This window comes from Staphylococcus sp. Marseille-Q5304, from assembly GCF_943737015.1.
GTDB lineage: Bacteria > Bacillota > Bacilli > Staphylococcales > Staphylococcaceae > Staphylococcus > Staphylococcus hsinchuensis.
Genome location: NZ_CALSFP010000001.1, coordinates 1,685,413 through 1,703,032 on the forward strand (window position 1 = coordinate 1,685,413; position 17,620 = coordinate 1,703,032).

The following is a 17,620-nucleotide window of genomic DNA, read 5'->3' on the forward strand; positions in this document are numbered from 1 at the left end:
ATTATTGATTCATTTTCATAACCTCAGATAAATATCCTTGAGATTGTATTAATGTTTTATAACTCCCCGATTCAACAATCTGGCCTTCTGAGATTACAATGATGCGATCAAATTTCGGTAATATTCTTAAGTCATGTGTTGCTACTATAAGTGTTTGAGCGTGCTCTTGAATGAGTGCCATAACATCGTCACTATGATTTATATCTAATGATGTCGTAGGCTCATCAAGTACCCATATCGGAGCATTTCTCAGTAATAACCTCGCTATTCCGATACGTTGAGCCTCTCCACCTGACAATGTCTCTCCTGAAATAGTTACGTCTTTATTTAAAGGAATATGGTCTAATCCTAATTGATTCAACACTTTGCGTATCTTCGCGTCATCTGCTTGAGTAAACAAATTATCTTTAATATTTCCATCAAACAGTTGTTGAGATTGTAGCAACGCATTAATGTTTTGATATTTTGACTCATCACTTATTTTATTAATGTCTCGGTTGTAAAGACGAACCTCTCCTTTTTCAGTTTGATATAAGCCTGACATCATTTGAAGTAACGTTGATTTACCTGAACCAGAAGCACCTATAATCGCCACATGCTCCCCCTTTCTTATACTTAAGTTAATATCTTCTAGTACATATTGTTTTTGATTCCAATATTTAAAATGAATATCTGTTATTTCGAGCACGTGAGCAGAATATGGTTCTGATATATTGCCAATTGTTTCTGTACCTTGTTTAACAGGATGTTGAATGACTTCATTAATGTCTTGTAATGCAGCATCTGTATCAGCTTTATAATAAGCCACGTTACTCATCGGAACGGCTTGTTCAAATATCGTCAACATCATTAACACAATACTCGTTAAATAAACAACATCAAGTTGACCGTCGTGAACTTGAAGAATACCTAAACTAAGCGTCAGTATCAAAGCAACCATCGATACTATATTTAAACTATATTCATATACAATTAAAAATCGTTGTTCTTTTGATTGCGCTTCTTCAAAACGATTCAAGGCTTCTGACAAATGTTGATAATAAGCTTCAGTTTGGTTAAAACGTTCTAACTCTTCGTAACCTTCATGATAATCATAAAATGTCGTTAGAAAATGTTGTTGTTGCTCACTTGAATATTTCTTTAAATGTTGGGCTCTACGTGCACTCAACCATGGTATAACCAACAGTGAAATGAGCATACTCACAGCTATAATGAGCGCATGTACCCACGAGAAAAACAGCATTACAACAATAGAAATCATAGCGGTTAAACCAATTACAATTGGTGGATAATATACGCGTAAGTAGATGTTTTGTAATGCTTCTACACGACTAATCATCTTGTTTATAAGGTCACTTGAGTTGTGTCTTCGATAGACATCAGGAATAACAGGCAATAATTTTTCGAAAAATTGCACTCTCACGTCACGTAACATAGTGAAAGTCGTTCTATGGGATAGCAATCGCTCTATATATCTAGCAATTGCTCGCATAAATCCAAACAACTTCACTGTTACGATAATAATCATTAATGAAAATAACGGCGCGCCTAAAGCACTTTGGGTAATCATATAACCTGACAAGAAGAACATGATTAGTGCGACTAAACAACCTACTACGCCCACAACTATCGCTAATACTAAATCTTTATCTGGATTGAACTTTATACGTGGTTTCATGTAAAATCACCACCTATGTTTGGTTTACGTATTGGTTGATAACTATCGTTAGTGATCGTTTGATTTTGAAGATGAATAACTCTATCTGCGTGTTGAATCGTGTGCGGTCTATGGGCAATCGTAACAATTGTTTGGGTACTGAATTGTTTTGCTATCGCTTGTTGAATTATTGTTTCAGTATGAATATCTAAACCGGTTGCAGGTTCATCAAAGATAATAATATCCGGTTGATCTACTAATATTCTACATAACTCAACTCGACGCATTTGCCCTCCTGATAACATCTCTCCACCTTCTCCAATTTGTGTATCGAGTCCATCTTCTAACATCATAACTTTGTCATATAAATCAACGTATTGAAGTGCTTTTACAATGACAGACTCATCTATTTCACGAAACATCGTAATATTGTTACGTAGAGAGCTAGAAAAAATGTACGGTGACTGACTGAGCACACCCATTTTTATATTTGGAGATTGATACGATATTACACCATTATTAGGACGATATCGACTCGAAATAAGTTGGACTAGCGTCGATTTACCTGCACCACTTTGACCTACGAGCGCTATGTGTTCTCCTTTGAAAATATCTAAATTGATATTTTTTAACACGTAAGACGAGGCAACGTCATATTTAAAGCTCACATCATCCACTTTAATTAACGGAGATTGCTGTTGGTTAAAATGTTTCGACACTTTACTTGATGCTTGTTGCTGATCAATTAATTCAAAAACAACATCACTTGCTCCTTCACTTTGTTTCCCTGTGTGGAATGATTGCCCTAAATCTTTAATCGCATTGTAAAATTCTGGCGCTAATAACATTGCAATAGCAGCCACTTTAAAATCAATGCTATGAAATACGATAAGACCCAATCCTGCTTCTAACGCAACAAGTCCAATACCTAGCATTGTTATAAATTCCAACATTAAACCAGAAAGAAATGCGCTTCTTAATATGCGCATCGTCAAATCCCTAAACGTTGTACTTTCTTGAAATAAATTTTGTTCAGTTTGCTTCGTTTGGTTAAATAATTTCAAAGTTATTAAACCTTTAATTTTATTTAAAAAACGCTGGCTAAACTGGTTTAAATAAGTCATTTTATCTTTGGATTCATCACGTGTTTTTAAACCGAAAATAATATAAAACAATGGAATAAATGGGGCTGTTACCATCATAATTAATGCTGTATTCAAATGAATAAAGCACATTGCAATAATAATAAATAACGGTATCATAACTGATTTAAAGAATTGAGGTAAATAATTATTAAAAAATGGCGACATTCCATCAACACTTTCAGTGATTGTATTCATCTGTACACCTAGTGAAGAAGGTCTCCGTTGTGAAATAATTTGTGTTCTTAGAAGATGTTTCACTTTTCCAGATAACAGGTGGCCTAACAATAAATTGAAGCTATTAAATGTAGCGCGCAATATGAGTACAATAAATGCGACGATACATAATTTCACTATATTTTGATACGAATGGTGTAACGTTTCGTTTAAAATCGTTGCAATCGTAATATTTTGTATTATTACAGATAATGCTAAACAAATACTGGCTATTACCATACTCATTGGATAAATTTTGTATTTTTGTGCTAAATTCATTAATCTTTTCACACATATCACCTGTAATTAATTATAGTCTTTATATATATAATTTAAATATATTAACTCATATTTTGAAATCTCTTTGATTTAGAATTCATAAATCTGTCATACATTTTGTTGTAATATGTTGCCAAAAGCTGATTTTTTCCAAGAATGGTTTTTTGTGGTAATTGCTATTTTTATTATGCTATGATTATGTAATGAAAATGATGAAAATTTCATAAACGAATAATTATAATAGTAACTTTATAAGAAAGTAGGTAAAACATGTTATTGCTTGAAATGATAAAAGGTATCATTCTCGGTATTGTTGAAGGATTAACAGAATTTGCCCCAGTTTCATCAACAGGTCATATGATTCTCGTCGATGACATGTGGTTAAAATCGAAAGAATTTTTAGGTTCACAATCAGCGTTCACTTTTAAAATCGTTATTCAACTCGGCTCTGTATTTGCAGGGGCATGGGTTTTCAGAGAACGTTATTTTGAAATGCTACATATAGGTAAATATAAAGCGCAACCCGCTACTGGATCTAGACAACGTTCTAAACGCTTAAACTTATTACACATTTTAGTAGGTATGATTCCAGCAGGTGTTCTTGGCGTACTTTTTGATGATGTCATTGAAAAATATTTATTCAGTGTCCCAACAGTCATGATTGGTTTATTCATCGGAGCACTTTATATGATTGCTGCTGATATGTATAGTAAGAAAGTGCCAAACCCACGCACAGTGGATGAAATAAATTATGTACAAGCCTTTATTATAGGTTTGTCTCAAGCCATTGCGATGTGGCCAGGTTTCAGTAGATCAGGTTCAACAATTTCTACTGGTGTATTAATGAAGATGTCACATAAATCTGCATCTGATTTCACATTTATCATGGCAGTACCAGTTATGTTAGCAGCAAGTGGTTTATCACTCGTTAAGAATATGGAATATATTCATTTAAACCATATCGGTTTTTACATTCTTGGATTCTTAGCTGCGTTCATCGTAGGATTGATTGCGATCAAAACATTCCTATCACTTATTAGCAGAGTGAAACTAGTACCATTTGCAATTTACCGTATTGTCTTGGTAATTATTATTGCAATATTATATTTCGGTTTCGGCATCGGCCAAGGTATTACAGCTTAATATCAATAACACATACACCCTGCAACTTGTTTGGAGGGTGTTTTATTTAGCTTATTAAGAAGCAAATTTACTTTCATAACAGATGTGATTATCGTTTATTTTCATGTATCATAGGGTAATAAGAATATAGTATATTATGATATGGAGGCAACGTGTATGGACAAAAAGCAATTAATTAAAACAACCGTCAGAGTTTTACCTATATTTTTAGTACCGTTAGTTGTTGAGCGTAAACGTATTAAAGACCACCCTGACGTTAAAAAGGCAAGCGAAAAAACTGTCGATGCATCTAAAGTAGTAGCAGACAAATCAGTACAGTTTAAAGATAAAGTCGTAGAAAAATCTTCAAATACTAAAGATTATGTGGCTGAAAAACGTAATGATAGAAAGCAAAAACGTGAACTCAAGCGTATTGCTAAAGAGCATGACCCTGCTTACATTGAGAAAAAAGGCGAAAAATTAGAAAAAGAAAACCGTAAAGAAGCCAATAAATTAGATAAAATTCTTCAAAAAAATATTGATAAACGCCACAAAGAAGAAGATAAATTAAGAGAAAAAAATAAAAAACAACGCATCAAAGATATGAAAAAATCTAATAAGCATATGAAAGAAGTTGGCTTAACACCTGGTAAACTTGACGATGATACACAAGAAAAAGGTGAACAATTAGAAAAAGAAAATCGTAAAGAAACGAACAAACTCAACAAAAAGCTTCAAAAAAATATCGAAAAGCGCCATAAAAAAGAAGAAAAAGCTCAACAAAAAAACAAAAAATCACGTTTATCTGAATTTAAAAACTTCAAAAATAAAAATTCAAAAAGCGTTGTTAAACAAAACAATGACGACCAAGGTAAATAATTAAAATGACAAACGTAATTATTGACGGAGATGCTTGTCCTGTTGTTGATTCAGTGATTGAATTGACACAAGGCACAGGCATCTCTGTACTTATCATGAGAAGTTTTAGTCATTTTTCAACAAAAATAGACCCATCACATGTTCAAACGATTTATGTCGATGATGGACCTGACGCTGTAGATTACAAAATAGTACAACGCGCACGTACTGAAGATATTGTTATAACCCAAGATTACGGCTTAGCAAGTTTATTATTAAATCAAGTTTATATTGTGATGCACCATAAAGGTGAAATTTACACACCTCAAACTATAGATACTTTATTAGAACAACGTCACGCCAGTGCTCAATTTAGAAAAAGTGGTGGTCATACTAAGGGGCCTTCCCCTTTCACAAAGGAAGACAGAGCTATTTTTGAACAAAAATTTTCTACAATCATTCAAACATTAACTGCATCTGAGGAGGATTAACATTGAAAAGAATCGCTGTATATTGTGGAGCTAGTAAAGGTAAAGACGAAATTTATATGAAAGAAGCGTATCAACTTGGAAAGCAATTAGCTTTAGCCGATTATGAACTCGTATTTGGTGCAGGTTCAGTCGGTATTATGGGTGCGATTCAAGATGGAGTATTAGATCATGGAGGTAAAGCAATCGGCGTGATGCCACGTATGCTAGATGAACGTGAAATTACAAGCACGAAATTAAGCGAATTAATTTTAGTAGATTCCATGCATGAACGTAAACATAAAATGGCTGAACTAGCTGACGCTTTCGTTATGGCCCCAGGTGGTGCAGGTTCCCTAGAAGAATTTTTCGAAATGTATAGTTGGGCACAAATAGGTATCCATCAAAAGCCAATCGCAATTTATAATATTAATCAATTCTTTAACCCATTAAATACACTAATCCAACATATGATAAGCGAAGGATTTATCGATCAAAAATATGAAAATCTTGCACCACTCTGCGATACGACAGAGCAATTATTTGAAGTATTGCAAAACTTTAAACCATTAGGTGTTAGAACATACGATTAACTCAAGCACGAACAAAGCTACTGGAATAAAAACATATTCCAGTAGCTTTTTTATTATATATCCCTGTACGCTTTTAATGTAATAAACTTAAGTCTCTGTAATACCTCACACACTCACTTAAATGATGATGTGGACTCACTTCAGGATCTTTAAAGTGATCATAAATTTTCATCCCAATTTTTTCCATCACTTTTCTCGAAGCAGCATTTGATACAGTCGTAAAAGCATAAAGTTCATTAATTCCCTTTGAACGCGCATATTTTAAGACCGCTTCGGCACCTTCAGTTGCTAGACCATTGCCCCATACTTCTGGTATTAAACGCCAACCAATTTCGTAAAATGGTAACTCTTTAAACGTATATTTCGTTTTCTCCGTTACATAATTTAAACCGATAAAACCTAACCATGCACCTGTTTCTTTTAATTCCACGGCAAACAGACCGATGCCAGTTTCCTCAAGTACTTTGGCCATATTTTTCATGTCATTTTTTGAACGTTGATAACTTAACAGACTGGAAAAATGCCTTCTTACTTGTGGGTTCGCATTCATCTCTTGGAATAACTTTAAATCCTCATCTTGCCAGTCTCTTAGTAGTAATCTATCAGTTTCAATATAAACAGTCATCCCATCACACCTCTTACTGGTTATGTAAAATTCTATACAAAAGTAACGCGTTATGAGTAAATCATAGCGCGTTACACTTGTCCGTTATCTTTAAATTAAGATTTTGTCATATAGCTAATTAATTTAACATTTACAGCAATTTCAGTTAAACGGTTTCTTTCACGTTTAGGTGCAGTGAAAGTTGCATCGATAAAATCATGTTGATGATTTAAACGATAAGTAGCTACAAATGTATCTGTATCTGATTCAAAATTAGGCAAATGTGCAACGACACGTTTAATTTCGCCTGTAGAATCTTTGATTTGTCTTCCTGTAATGTTCTCTATTTCTCTACCTAATTCAGGTAATGTTAGTGAACGACCTTCTAACATTCTAAAGTCTTGTTCATGCATAATAGTTACCTCTCTCTCTTTGAAAGCTAATTTAATATTATTGAAAAGTGCTCCAATATTTCATAATAAAATTCACAAGTTTAATATGTTCTCATTTGGAAAATGACTATTATTTGTATCGATACCCTTTAAATTAGTGATTAAAACGCAATCTTCATTTCCTAGGAAATATTATACCATATGGCATAAATTTTATTAAATAACGCTTCAATTTATAAGTTATAAAACACTACATAATATAATAGTAGATTTTCGTCATCATAACACTTTTACAGCTATTATTATGAGTCAGCATTTACTTCTTTCTCTAGGTCTTTTGATTTTTTCTTTAACTCTTTATTTTCTTTATCTAACTGATCTTTTTGTTTTTTTAACTTTTTATTTTTGTCTTCGTACTTTTTAATATTATTCTTCAAGTCTTCTTTTTCTTGACTCTTACCACACCCGCTTAATACGATTGTCGCAGCTAAGAACAATGTGACATATTTCTTCATTTAGGTACTCCTTTATATAACGATATAATAACTTAATTTTATCATTATTTCCTATCGTCTTCACTATTTATAGTTAAATCTTTAACCATATGCACTTTTTCAATTTTGTAGCCCCTCTCTCTATTCATTTGTTTCATCATTTCATTATTATTTTGGACCGTCGTTTCTATACGTTTTACATTTATAGAAAAAGCCTTCTTTTCGAGAGCGTTCTTAAGACTTGTAGCAATACTTTTACCACGATAATCTTCATCAACATATAACATCTCAATTTTCATTGTGTTCGTTTCTTTTAAAATGCGTCCCCAAATAAATCCAATGATTTGATTACCTTGAACTTCTGCAAACACGATATCCGTTTTATATCGTAAGCCACGAGCAAGAGATTCTTCTCTCAAACCAACAGAAAAATCACTATGTTGGTAATCGTGATATTGTTTATCCAATTGTTGTTCATGTTGTAATGCGATTTGTTTAATAAAATTATGTTGGTCTTCACGAATGCTTTCCATCTGCTACACCTCACAAAATATTAAGTTGATTTATAATACATTTTTCTTCATAATAAGCTTTACCAAAGACTTTACTAAAAGGAATGCAAAATCTAAAATGAAATCTACTGAAGCCCTAATGCGTGAAAATAATGTAAAAGCTTTGAGATTAAACAATACAGATAGAGAAACCTTTGAAAATTATATGACCTATGTACGCGCTGATTTAAGTGTGAACCCACATGATTCTGAAAAGATGCTAAACCGTATTCTAAAGCAACTACTTAAGGCCGATGAAGAAGGCACACTCGCTATGGACTTTTTTGATTGTGATCCGAAAGCACATGCAAAAAATGAATTGAAGAAATTACCGAACGAAACGATACAAAATATTTTCAAATATATTTTTAGACATTTCATTTTATTTTTCGGTATTTTTTGTTTTATGAAAGGATTTATAGGTTTTTTCATCGGTGAAAAACGATTATATATCTTTACTTTCTTAGTCACTCTAGTTATCGGCATCTTTATTATCTTTTTATTCGTGTGGATGTTATTCCGAACCATCCAACTACATTGTTTTGGCAAATCCCAATGGGTTTGGATTTTAACATATTGTACTATTTTATTATTACTTGCTGCTATGTTTTATGTCTTTTTCATACCTCAATCTTATCTCGCATTTGGTCCTTATGTTCGAATTGGTAATTGGACATTTATTATATTATCTTTCATTATTATACCAATTGCCTTTTACATTAATTATCACTTTATAGATAGTGATTCAAACACAACACTTTAATCAAAAATATAAAATCAGCTAACCACGATTTATTCGGGTTAGCTGATTTTTGTTAATATATTAATTTACGTTGCGAAACGTCCCTCTTTACGTTCTACTTTTATGCTAATGAATAAAAAGATTAAACCAATAAATGTTAATATCGGTGCAATTAATGTTAGTGATGCTAAAGGTAAATTTGTAACAACAACGCCACCAATAAACGCCCCTAAAGCATTACCTAAATTAAATGCAGATTGATTTAAAGTACTCGCTAATGTAGGTGCATCTTGAGAGATTAATGTACTCTTGAATTGTAATGATGGACTCATACTAAATCCAATTAATCCAAAGAAGAAAATACCTGCTACCATAAGGAATCCATTCATTTGGATAAAGTACAATAAGATAAAGTAAAGTATAAACACAATAAAGATACTTTTAAGTGAACGGTTAAGATCTTTATCCGCAAGCTTACCTCCTACTACATTGCCTAACGTTACCCCTACACCGAAAATAATTAATAGATAAGATATTAGATTTTCATGAACATGAGAAACATCAGTTAATACGGATGAAATATAAGTGAAAAATGCAAATACACTACTAAATCCAAATAATGTCACTGCTAACGTTAGCCATAATTGCTTTTCTTTTAATATTTTTAATTCACTGATAACAGATGATTGCACAGTTTGTTTTTGATTCGGAACAACAAATAAAATACCAAACCAAGCTACAATTCCAATAAAAGCAATAATTACAAAAGTCATCTTCCAACCGAAATTTTGACCAATCAGTGTGCCAAATGGTACACCAAGTATATTACTTAAACTTAATCCCATAAACATTAACGCCATTGCACTGGCACGTTTTTCAGGTTTCACCATACTTGCTGCTAAAATAGAACCGATACCAAAGAAAGAACCATGTGCCAATGAAGTAATGATGCGTCCCACCATCATTAATGGATAATTAGGACTTAATGAAACTGCAAAGTTACCCAAAATGAAAATAATCATTAAAGCTAATAAGAGTAACTTTCGATTCCATTTAATTGTCAACATCACTAGTATTGGACCACCTATAGCTACACCTAATGCATAACCCGTAATCAATTGTCCAGCTTGACTCACAGTTACATCAAAATCTCTTGCTACATTAGGTAATAAACCCATAATTACAAATTCTGACATCCCAATTGCAAATGCTCCAATAGCTAGTATCCAAATAGCAAATGGATATTTCATACTACATTCCCTCCTATTTCTTTTTTACATGTGTGAGATTATACTAAAAAATGATTGCAGAATACAAGTATACAAGAACAATTTCTTTTATTTTTTTACAAATTTCTAGAGTATTAATCATTTGTAAGTCGCAATTAATTAAAAGCAATGTACAAAGCGACAATAAAAAACACCCCAAAAGATTGATTTAACCTTTTGAGGCGTCTTTATCATTTAATGAATGACCTAAATGTTTTCTCTATTCGATTCATTTTATGCATAAATGGTATTTAGTTGATAAGTAATGCATCAATAAAGAACCAAACTACCATGATAAACATGATGATGGCTTGTGCAATTGAACTCGCTAAGAATGCTACAATTGAACCATAACTTGCCTTTAAAGCTCTTGATACATCTTGCTGTTGCATGAATTCAACAATAAATACTGCAATAAATGGGAAGATGATAATGCCGAATGGTGGTAATAAGAAACACCCGATAATGACACCGATTAAAGCAGCGTATTCACTCATTTTTGAACCACCAAATTTATTAACGAAATATTTATTCATTAAGAAATCTGCTACTATGATAAATAATGTAAACAATACCATCGAGACGTAGAAGACCCATGATAAATTACCAGTTTGGAATCCAAATTGATAAATCAAGAACCCAATCCATAATACGAGCACTGAAGGAATAATCGGTTTGATTAGACCTACAAATGCTAAAATAAATGCCACTATAATTAAAATCCACAATATAGCTGTCATTTTTAATTCCTACCTTCTGTTGTAAATTTTTGTTCTTTCGTAAAGAACATGAGTATCATTCCTAAAAATAACGATGAAGCTGAAACAAAGAAAACGTTTCCTAGTCCAACCCATTGTCCCATAATACCACCTAATAAATTCCCACATAACTGACCGATGACCATAGCGTTTGCAAATAATGTGGACGCATAACCAGGGAAATCAGGTAAGATATCTTGGAAGTAGCTAATACCTAGCCCTAATAATATCGCTAAAAATGCAGCTAAAAATAATTGACCGATGACCATCATCATGAAACTATCAAAAACACCAATGCTAAAGAAGAACATGCCTCCTAATAAGCCAGCCACCATCAGTAAGGTGCGCGTCTCAAATTTAGCAGCAATGATTCCTAAGATTACCATAAATGGGACCTCGAGACCTGCACATAAACTTGCTAATATTGATACATAACTCTCAGGTTCCTTTAAATACTTTGTTACGAATAAAGGCATATTTAGTGTATACATCCATTGACCAATATGTAATAAGATAAAAGCGATAAATGGTAAAAATAACCTAATATCTTTAAACATATTAGGTGCTGCAACTTCTACCTGATTCGTGTCAGCAACATTATGTTCAACCTTCACGTCTTTAAAGAAGAAGATTTGGAGTACAAGTGTAAATAAAATAACAGAAACTGTACCACCAAATAATCCTGCATAACCGTTGATTTGCAGTAATAAACTACCTACAAGTGGGCCAAATAAAAATCCAAAAGAAAACATTGACCGGAGTACAGTATTAGCAAATTTAGCTCTATCTCGTGATGTAGATGCATTGATCGCCTCACGCGCCGAAGCATACATTTGAGGCATAGCAGGTGCAAAGCATCCTTGTAATATTGCATAAACTACAATAAATATCCATATTTCATGTATATAAAAATAAATTGAAAAACTCAATGCCCCCATAAATAAGGCGGTAATAATAATTAACTTTCTACTGATTTGATATGTATCTGAAAAACGAGCTACAATCGTATTCATCGTAAATTGACTAATCGCAGCCAACGCGAGTAATAGACCAAATTGTGATGTAGTCATTCCTAAATCATTTGTTGCAAATAATACGAGGTAAGGTACAGTAATCGCAATCCCCATTCCTAATAGCATCATATTTACAACAAATAATTTGTAGTTCTTTATATGTAATAATGCTCGAAACATCTTATTCCCTCTATTCTTTATCAAATATATATCGGGTCAAATAAACCATAATACTTAAAATAATTCGCATCGAAAATCTACATGATTAATTCACGTATTCCATCATTAAATTAATAAATGAATCAACTTGAGGGAGTTGTAACATACTCGCATCATAACTTAAAAAGGTTGATCGAATTAGTGGATTATTTTCTATATCGACACGTTTAAATTCAAATTGATCACGGTCTAAATTTTTCATCATAATTTCAGGTAATATTGTTGCACCGACACCATTTAACAACATTTCCTTACATGTAGCAACTTGATCTACTGTAATCATAGCATGATAATCTTTACCAATGTGATACCCGTACCACTCTTTAATTTGATTGATGTACATTGGATCTGCCTGAAATTCAATAAATGGCATTTTATCAACGCTATCATGTCTTTGATCTTTTGGATAAATAAAGTAATGTTCATCATTAAATAAATGGGTATTACTTAGGTTCATTATCTTATTTCCTCGGATAATAATGACGTGGTAATCCTTATGATTCGCTTTAATCTGTTCGCTTGAACCAACTTGAACTTGAATTTCTACATTAGGAAATTGACGCGTATACAAATTGAGCACTTCGGGTAACAGTGTTTGCCCTATCAAAGAAGAACAGCCAATGGAGATTGTACCATTGACTTCACCAATGTGAGCTTGCATTTTATCGAAGAATAAACGTTCACGATTTAACATATCTTTCGCATGTTCAATAATCATGGCACCTTCAGTTGTAGTGATGAGCTGCTTTTTAGTTCGAATAAAAATATCCACACCGAAAGCATGTTCAATAGCTTTTAACCTTTGTGTTACAGCAGGTTGTGAAATATATAAAATTTCTGCCGCTTTTCTTAATGTTTTTGTTTCGTCTAAAGTCGTCAATAAGCGATAATCCTCAATCTTCATATAGTCCTCCTCATTTCAACCACAATTTCGCACACCTTTGAAAGGATTGAAATTGCACACACAAAACATATTCGTAGATGTCTTTATAAGTTACTTCATTTCCTATAAATAAATTTGGGACAGATACAAGATTGATTACAAAGCGACAAATAATGTTTCATACGATACCACATTTTAACTTCTCTCACTTTTGTAATATTTCTATAAAGTTAACTATCCCTCTTAAAAATTAGCAAGCGTTATTTTTTATGCTGCTTTTTATTTTTATACTTTTTAGATTTGTGATGCTTTTGTTTTTGTCTTTGTTTAATCTTATAAAAACAATACATAATTTTTTCTTGTAATGATTCAAAATCTTCATCAATTTTGATCATAATTTGATGTGCAATAATATACGCTTCGTGATATTGTTTTTTCGATATTTGCCCATTGTCTAGTGCACGTTGTAAATCGTCTTCGTCTACCAATTCATACTCTCCGCTCGGTAACACGAGTACATCTAAACATAAATCAATTGTTCGGGCATTGCCACGTTGAGTGACATTTTTAATATTAATGTCAAAATAATATTCTAATGGATTACCTTTGTCATCTAACATCACAGTGATACTATAACGCTTCTTTTCAGGTAATATTTGTAGCCATTGGTAATTGTCATCAGCAACGATTATCTCTTTCCCTGCTACCGTAACTTCCAATGGCTCACGTACCTTTTTCATCGTTACAAGACCAATAATACCTTTATATTTATTATTACTTACTTTCACTTCGGTATATTCTCGATCAATAATGCGACGCCAGTGACGTTTATCAATATACTTTACTTTCACTGCCACCCACTCCTTGTCATTATTATATAAAATTCAATTGTTCATGTCATCCTAAGATGTATAAATATGAAAACAATCTTTATATCCAGAAAATTCAATTATGTACATTGTACTATATTTCATTACATAAAAGTAAATTGACAAACTTTTGGAATTCTGATAACTTTTATTTATATTTTTTCAGAAAATTCAATCAATAAGGTGCGTGAACAAATGACAGTACAAAACAGACCATTTAGAGCAGATCATGTCGGTAGCTTATTACGACCTGCGCGTTTAAAAGAAGCACGAGATGCTTTTCGACAACATCATATTACACAAGCAGAATTAACTCAGATTGAGGATGAAGAAATTGAACGAATCATTGAAAAACAAATAGAAATAGGATTACATAGTGTGACTGACGGAGAATTTAGAAGAAGTTGGTGGCACTTTGACTTTTTGGAGCATTTAGAAGGTGTAGAAGGCTATTACACAGATCGTGGTTTGCAATTCCAAGGTGTAGAAACACGAAATTATAATGTGAAAATCGTCGATAAAGTTAAATTTAATCCTGACCATCCACACTTTGAACACTTTAAATTCCTCTACGATAAAGTAAATGGACGAGCTACAGCAAAGGTCTCTATCCCAAGTCCTAATCAGCTCTTCCATCCTAATATATTAAATGAAGAAATTTATCCAAACATTGAAGATTATGCATCAGATGTGGCACAAGCTTACCATCAAAGTTTATTAAAATTATACGAAATTGGGGCACGTTATATACAATTAGACGACGTTTATTGGGCGAACCTAACTTCAGGTTCACAATTAACACACGGACGCGATCGCAATGAAGATGAAAAAGAAAAAGCGAGACAACTCGCCTACAAAGTAGTCAACGATGCCATTCGTAATTTACCTGATGACCTTTTAATAACGACGCATATTTGTCGCGGTAACTTTAAATCTACTTGGGCCATCACTGGTGGTTACGAACCAATAGCGCCATATTTATTTAAAGAGCAATTAGGTGGTTTCTTTTTAGAGTATGATGATGACCGTTCAGGTGACTTTGAACCTTTACGTTTCTTCCCAGAACATCAATCAACTGTTGTATTAGGCTTATTCACTTCTAAAAAAAGGGCAACTTGAAGATAAAAGTACGATATTAAAACGTCTGAAAGAAGCACAACAATACGTGGATCTTAATCAAATTTGTTTAAGTCCTCAATGTGGCTTTGCTTCAACTGAAGAAGGAAATAATTTAACTGAAGAAGAACAATGGAACAAACTTGCATATATTGTTGAAATTGCTGAAGAGGTTTTTGGAACGACACGATAACAGTTGATTTTATAGTATAAAAAAACCACGATGAGATAGGACAAACTTTAATCTCATCGTGGTTTTCTTTATTAAATATTATCTATTTGGGCTTGTGTTAATGCATAGCGCTTACTTATTTTTGAATGTTGACGATAATTTGCATCAAGCCACTCTTTACTTATCATTTCAAAGCTTTCAAATTCAAATCCAGGTTGACACATACACCCTACTAGAGCATATTCTCCCTTTCCTTCTATTGAAGAAGCAAAAATTGTTCCTTTAGGGACTACATATTGTAAGACATCTCCGGATTCAATATTTGGTCCTATTGATACCTGTTGATATTGACCATCCTCAAAAATCATATGAACGGTCAAACTATCGCCTGAATGGTAATACCAAATTTCATCTGAATCAATACGATGAAAATGCGAAATATCTTCCTGAATAATTAAAAAGTAAATACTTGTATAGGGTGAACGTTGAATTTTATTGTCATAAGGTGCCTTTATTACTTCTCTGTAATAACCACCTTCGGGATGTGGTTGAAGTTGAAGTTTATGAATCCATTGTTTTATGTCTTCATTCATATTATTTCAAATCCACATTATGAAAGACGTTTTGAACATCTTCAAGATCTTCTAAAGCATCAATTAAACCTTCAAATGTCTCTTGATTGTCAGCTGATAATTCAACATCACTTTGAGGTAACATTTCAAATTCAGCTACTTTGAAATCTTCTACTCCATTTTCTTTCAATGTATCTTGAACTTGAGCAAATTGATCCGGTTCTGCGTATACGATTGTTAAACCATCTTCGTCAATAACATCTCGCACATCTATATCTGCTTCCATTAATAGTTCTAAAGTGTCGTCGGCAGATTTTCCTTCGAAACCAAATACAGCTGTATGGTCAAACATATAGGCAACTGACCCAGAAACACCCATGTTACCACCATTTTTACCGAATGCAGAACGAACATCTGATGCTGTGCGATTCACATTATTTGTCAATGCATCAACGATAATCATTGATCCGTTAGGACCGAAACCTTCATATCTTAAATGATCATAACTTTCTTCGCCGCCGCCCTTAGCTTTTTCAATCGCTCTATCAATAATATGATTAGGGACTGAATAAGTTTTCGCACGTTCTAAAGTTAAACGTAACGTTTGGTTAGATTCTGGGTTAGGTTCCCCAGATTTTGCTGCGACATATATTTCTTTACCGAACTTCGCATAAATTCGGCTCGTATTTTTATCTTTTTGGGCTTTCTTTTCTTTAATGTTATTCCATTTTCTACCCATAATTTCATCTCACTTTCTCGATAACAACTAATCATTACACGCTATATTATACATGATATTTTTATTTCGGTGAAATTGAAAAATCTTATACAATTTCAAAAGTTAAGCAATGTATTCTTCAATTTTATCTATTTTACTTTCTCACTCTGTCCGCTAAATATAATACATCTTTAATGATATTGAGTAAGTTAATGAATAAATTGAAGCCCATTTCTCTTGGTTTAAAATGGCCTCTTTTCATACGGTTAAAGTCATAAATCGTATATAGTAAAAACAGTAATAACCCTACAACCGTAATGATTGTATGGAATATTGAATTATGGATAAATATACCAACTAAACTTGCCACAATGAGTGCTATAAAGGTTACAAACAAGTATTTACCCATACCTGCAGCATTATCTATTAAGAAATAACCAATCAGACCAAATGCTATAAATGCTGCAATAGCTAAAATAACGTTTTTATAAAAAACATCTGTACCTAAACTTTGTAAATAATAAGTGAAAGTCGCGTATGACAATAAACCAATAACTATTGCATAAATGTGAGAAATAATTAAACCATACTTACGTGCACGGTTTACGAAAGTAGTTATCAATACTAATACGAGTAAACCAATTGAAAGTGGTTGTCTCCATTGCATTGGTAAAAATTGTCCTAAATAACAACCAATACCAAAGATAAGCCAATAGTAAATAAAGAATAACCATACTTTGCCATAAGCATTAGACTGAGCTTTTGACTTCTGATGAGTATGTGTTGCATTGTGTGCTGTTTTAGACAATAGTTTTTCCTCCTGTATCGCTTTTTATTTCAAATCTCTAATATGATTGACTAATGATTATTTTATCATAATCTTCCTTATCATTTAGTTCAATTAAAAATACATTT

19 protein-coding genes and 1 pseudogene are annotated in these 17,620 nt (G+C 32.7%); 6 read left to right on the forward strand and 14 right to left on the reverse strand.

The genetic code is table 11. The features are described 5' to 3' along the window. Nucleotide 1: 1 nt before the first annotated feature. Together cydC and NGI30_RS08350 are read right to left on the reverse strand one after the other, a co-directional pair. A complete protein-coding gene (cydC, locus tag NGI30_RS08345) occupies nt 2-1,678 on the reverse strand; it encodes a thiol reductant ABC exporter subunit CydC (protein ID WP_251943327.1) in 1,677 nt (558 codons plus the stop codon). After that, on the reverse strand, nt 1,675-3,306 hold the full coding sequence (locus NGI30_RS08350; RefSeq protein WP_251518897.1) for an ABC transporter ATP-binding protein/permease: 1,632 nt from the start codon (nt 3,304-3,306) through the stop codon (nt 1,675-1,677). Before NGI30_RS08350 ends, cydC begins: the two co-directional genes overlap by 4 nt. A gap of 258 nt (nt 3,307-3,564) precedes the next feature. On the opposite strand from NGI30_RS08350, the gene NGI30_RS08355 reads away from it, so the two are divergent. The 4 genes from NGI30_RS08355 to NGI30_RS08370 all read left to right on the forward strand — a co-directional run bounded on the left by NGI30_RS08355 (nt 3,565) and on the right by NGI30_RS08370 (nt 6,334). Next, nucleotides 3,565-4,437 (forward strand): undecaprenyl-diphosphate phosphatase, encoded by an 873-nt coding sequence (locus NGI30_RS08355; protein ID WP_251943329.1) that lies wholly within the window; start codon nt 3,565-3,567, stop codon nt 4,435-4,437. A gap of 156 nt (nt 4,438-4,593) precedes the next feature. After that, complete coding sequence (locus NGI30_RS08360; protein WP_251943332.1) at nt 4,594-5,295, forward strand: hypothetical protein; 702 nt, start codon at nt 4,594-4,596, stop codon at nt 5,293-5,295. 5 nt (nt 5,296-5,300) lie between these two features. Further along, nucleotides 5,301-5,765 carry a YaiI/YqxD family protein gene (locus tag NGI30_RS08365; RefSeq protein ID WP_251518891.1) on the forward strand — a complete coding sequence of 155 codons (465 nt, stop codon included), beginning with the start codon at nt 5,301-5,303 and terminating at the stop codon, nt 5,763-5,765. A gap of 2 nt (nt 5,766-5,767) precedes the next feature. Further along, a complete protein-coding gene (locus NGI30_RS08370) occupies nt 5,768-6,334 on the forward strand; it encodes an LOG family protein (protein WP_251518885.1) in 567 nt (188 codons plus the stop codon). A 73-nt stretch (nt 6,335-6,407) separates the two neighbouring features. Here the strand turns inward: NGI30_RS08370 and NGI30_RS08375 are convergent, their stop codons facing one another. From NGI30_RS08375 to NGI30_RS08390, 4 genes are all read right to left on the reverse strand, one after another. Beyond that, nucleotides 6,408-6,959: a GNAT family N-acetyltransferase gene (locus NGI30_RS08375; protein ID WP_251518884.1), complete on the reverse strand. Its 552-nt coding sequence runs from the start codon at nt 6,957-6,959 to the stop codon at nt 6,408-6,410. A 95-nt stretch (nt 6,960-7,054) separates the two neighbouring features. Further along, complete coding sequence (locus tag NGI30_RS08380) at nt 7,055-7,351, reverse strand: hypothetical protein (protein ID WP_251518882.1); 297 nt, start codon at nt 7,349-7,351, stop codon at nt 7,055-7,057. A gap of 281 nt (nt 7,352-7,632) precedes the next feature. After that, on the reverse strand, nt 7,633-7,845 hold the full coding sequence (locus tag NGI30_RS08385) for an SA0632 family lipoprotein (RefSeq protein WP_251518880.1): 213 nt from the start codon (nt 7,843-7,845) through the stop codon (nt 7,633-7,635). A 44-nt stretch (nt 7,846-7,889) separates the two neighbouring features. Continuing rightward, nucleotides 7,890-8,357 (reverse strand): GNAT family N-acetyltransferase, encoded by a 468-nt coding sequence (locus NGI30_RS08390; protein ID WP_251943334.1) that lies wholly within the window; start codon nt 8,355-8,357, stop codon nt 7,890-7,892. Between the two features lie 97 nt (nt 8,358-8,454). On the opposite strand from NGI30_RS08390, the gene NGI30_RS08395 reads away from it, so the two are divergent. Then, entirely contained in the window at nt 8,455-9,138 is a 684-nt protein-coding gene (locus tag NGI30_RS08395) for a DUF1129 family protein (RefSeq protein ID WP_251943336.1), read from the forward strand. Between the two features lie 65 nt (nt 9,139-9,203). Here NGI30_RS08395 and NGI30_RS08400 read toward each other — a convergent pair whose 3' ends face one another. The 5 genes from NGI30_RS08400 to NGI30_RS08420 all read right to left on the reverse strand — a co-directional run bounded on the left by NGI30_RS08400 (nt 9,204) and on the right by NGI30_RS08420 (nt 14,109). Continuing rightward, complete coding sequence (locus NGI30_RS08400; RefSeq protein ID WP_251943338.1) at nt 9,204-10,367, reverse strand: MFS transporter; 1,164 nt, start codon at nt 10,365-10,367, stop codon at nt 9,204-9,206. Between the two features lie 269 nt (nt 10,368-10,636). Next, nucleotides 10,637-11,125: a DUF456 domain-containing protein gene (locus NGI30_RS08405; protein WP_251943340.1), complete on the reverse strand. Its 489-nt coding sequence runs from the start codon at nt 11,123-11,125 to the stop codon at nt 10,637-10,639. A 2-nt stretch (nt 11,126-11,127) separates the two neighbouring features. Further along, nucleotides 11,128-12,336: a sugar efflux transporter gene (locus NGI30_RS08410; protein WP_251518872.1), complete on the reverse strand. Its 1,209-nt coding sequence runs from the start codon at nt 12,334-12,336 to the stop codon at nt 11,128-11,130. Nucleotides 12,337-12,421: 85 nt separating this feature from the next. Then, on the reverse strand, nt 12,422-13,279 hold the full coding sequence (locus NGI30_RS08415; protein ID WP_251943342.1) for a LysR family transcriptional regulator: 858 nt from the start codon (nt 13,277-13,279) through the stop codon (nt 12,422-12,424). A 239-nt stretch (nt 13,280-13,518) separates the two neighbouring features. Beyond that, nucleotides 13,519-14,109: a ribonuclease FAU-1 family protein gene (locus tag NGI30_RS08420; protein ID WP_251518868.1), complete on the reverse strand. Its 591-nt coding sequence runs from the start codon at nt 14,107-14,109 to the stop codon at nt 13,519-13,521. A gap of 213 nt (nt 14,110-14,322) precedes the next feature. Between NGI30_RS08420 and NGI30_RS08425 the strand changes: the two are divergent. Continuing rightward, a pseudogene (locus NGI30_RS08425) lies at nt 14,323-15,436 on the forward strand (5-methyltetrahydropteroyltriglutamate--homocysteine S-methyltransferase). A gap of 71 nt (nt 15,437-15,507) precedes the next feature. Here NGI30_RS08425 and NGI30_RS08430 read toward each other — a convergent pair. The 3 genes from NGI30_RS08430 to NGI30_RS08440 all read right to left on the reverse strand — a co-directional run bounded on the left by NGI30_RS08430 (nt 15,508) and on the right by NGI30_RS08440 (nt 17,513). Next, nucleotides 15,508-16,008 carry a cupin domain-containing protein gene (locus NGI30_RS08430; RefSeq protein ID WP_251943344.1) on the reverse strand — a complete coding sequence of 167 codons (501 nt, stop codon included), beginning with the start codon at nt 16,006-16,008 and terminating at the stop codon, nt 15,508-15,510. A gap of 1 nt (nt 16,009) precedes the next feature. Further along, the gene (locus NGI30_RS08435; RefSeq protein WP_251518862.1) at nt 16,010-16,726 is read right to left on the reverse strand and encodes a YebC/PmpR family DNA-binding transcriptional regulator; all 717 of its coding nucleotides are present in this window, start codon (nt 16,724-16,726) and stop codon (nt 16,010-16,012) included. Nucleotides 16,727-16,859: 133 nt separating this feature from the next. Beyond that, a complete protein-coding gene (locus tag NGI30_RS08440; RefSeq protein ID WP_251518860.1) occupies nt 16,860-17,513 on the reverse strand; it encodes a Bax inhibitor-1/YccA family protein in 654 nt (217 codons plus the stop codon). Nucleotides 17,514-17,620 lie beyond the last annotated feature (107 nt).